The sequence below is a fragment of the Caballeronia sp. BR00000012568055 genome (assembly GCF_029439455.1).
In the GTDB taxonomy this organism is placed as follows: Bacteria; Pseudomonadota; Gammaproteobacteria; order Burkholderiales; family Burkholderiaceae; genus Caballeronia.
The window spans coordinates 124,511-125,978 of sequence record NZ_JAQFVG010000109.1 but is presented as its reverse complement, the minus strand read 5'-3'; the positions used below and the strand labels follow the sequence as shown (position 1 = coordinate 125,978).

The following is a 1,468-nucleotide window of genomic DNA, read 5'->3' as shown; positions in this document are numbered from 1 at the left end:
GCCAAGCAGGCCCGCGATGAGTCCCGCGATCATGCCGCGTATCAACAAAGCACGGATCATCGTTCGTCCTCAGTGGCACGGAAAGCCGAGCAAATGCCGGCCGTCATGGACGAATTCGTGGATAAACATGCCCGAAAAAATGGACGTTGCGCCCTGCTCCGCGCCAACGAAATAAATGGCGATCAGCAAGATAAGGCCGATAAAGACGGCCCAGGGCAAAACTTCGCGCACGGGAATGGGCACCGGTGCATCGAGTCCGGGGGAAAGCGGAGCGGCGGAAAAAGCCGGATTGGAAGCATTCATTGAGGTTCTCCAGGGAAAAGCGCGTCCCGATCGACTAAAGGCATGCAGCGGGGTCTGACTCGCCGCATCGAATAATTCATTCGACGCGGCTTACAGTGGCGCGACCGTGCCGGGCTTGCACCGGCTTCCTCGCACTGCAAGCTTGCCATTCTATGATGATTACCGGCAAAGTAAAGCGCTCAAGCCTTCTCTCGCCTATTCCTTTTGAAGCTCATTCTGCTTTGCCATGCCGCGACGCGCGCCATGAAAACCGCGCATTTTCCGACCGGCGACGAGCCTGTCGAACACGATGAACGCGCCGCGCTCTCGACATCGCTAAAGGGCCGCGTGTTTGCTAGCCCGGCGCGCGCCGCACGCGAAACGGCCGCATGGATCGCGCCGACGTTCGAAATCGATTCCGCCTTTATCGATATCGATTACGGGCGCTGGCGCGGCCTTTCTCTTAGCGATCTTAGCGAAAGCGAGCCTAAGAATATCCATGCTTGGCTAACGGACCCTGATGCGCGTCCGCATGGCGGGGAAAGCATCGCGATGCTGGCGAAGCGCGTCGGGCAGGCGCTCGACCGGCTTGCAACAGAAGAAAGCGATGAGCAATGTATTGTCGTTACACATGCGATCGTCGTGAAAGTTGCTTTGGCGCATGTGCGCGGCGAGCCGCTTGCCAATGTGCTTCGCATGGATATTTCGCCGCTGTCATCGACCGAGTTGAAACTTAGCCCTTGAGCGAAAGCTCAAAGCAAGCAGCACACTTTTTAATGGAGGCGATCATGGCGAACTACGTAGACGGATTTGTCGTACCGGTGCCGATCGACAAGATCGACGCTTACCGAAAAATGGCCGAAGAGGCGGGAAAAATCTGGATCGAACACGGCGCGCTACATTTCGTCGAGACCATCGCTGACGATGTAAAGCCCGGAGAGGTGACGTCTTTTCCGCAAAGCGTGCAGTTGAAGGAAGGCGAAACGGTAGCGTTCTCGTGGATTGTCTATGAGTCGCGCGAGGTGCGAGACGCGGTGAACGCTAAAGTAATGGAAGATCCGCGCCTTAAGGCCATGATGGAAAACGGTACGCCGCCGTTCGATCCCAAGCGCATGTTCTTTGGCGGCTTTAAGACAATTGTCGAATTGTCGCGCTAAGACCCAAATTCACTAAAACGAAGGAAACC

Annotated in this window: 3 protein-coding genes and 1 riboswitch; of the genes, 2 read left to right on the top strand and 1 reads right to left on the bottom strand. The window is 56.3% G+C overall.

Annotation, left to right across the window (positions count from 1 at the left end):
• Nucleotides 1-69: 69 nt before the first annotated feature.
• Complete coding sequence (locus P7F28_RS07130) at nt 70-303, bottom strand: CbtB-domain containing protein (RefSeq protein ID WP_277183801.1); 234 nt, start codon at nt 301-303, stop codon at nt 70-72.
• Between the two features lie 28 nt (nt 304-331).
• Nucleotides 332-457: riboswitch (cobalamin riboswitch) on the bottom strand.
• An 89-nt stretch (nt 458-546) separates the two neighbouring features.
• On the opposite strand from P7F28_RS07130, the gene P7F28_RS07125 reads away from it, so the two are divergent.
• Nucleotides 547-1,026: a histidine phosphatase family protein gene (locus tag P7F28_RS07125; RefSeq protein ID WP_277183800.1), complete on the top strand. Its 480-nt coding sequence runs from the start codon at nt 547-549 to the stop codon at nt 1,024-1,026.
• Between the two features lie 44 nt (nt 1,027-1,070).
• On the top strand, nt 1,071-1,439 hold the full coding sequence (locus P7F28_RS07120; RefSeq protein WP_277183799.1) for a DUF1428 domain-containing protein: 369 nt from the start codon (nt 1,071-1,073) through the stop codon (nt 1,437-1,439).
• The last annotated feature ends 29 nt before the right edge of the window (nt 1,440-1,468 follow it).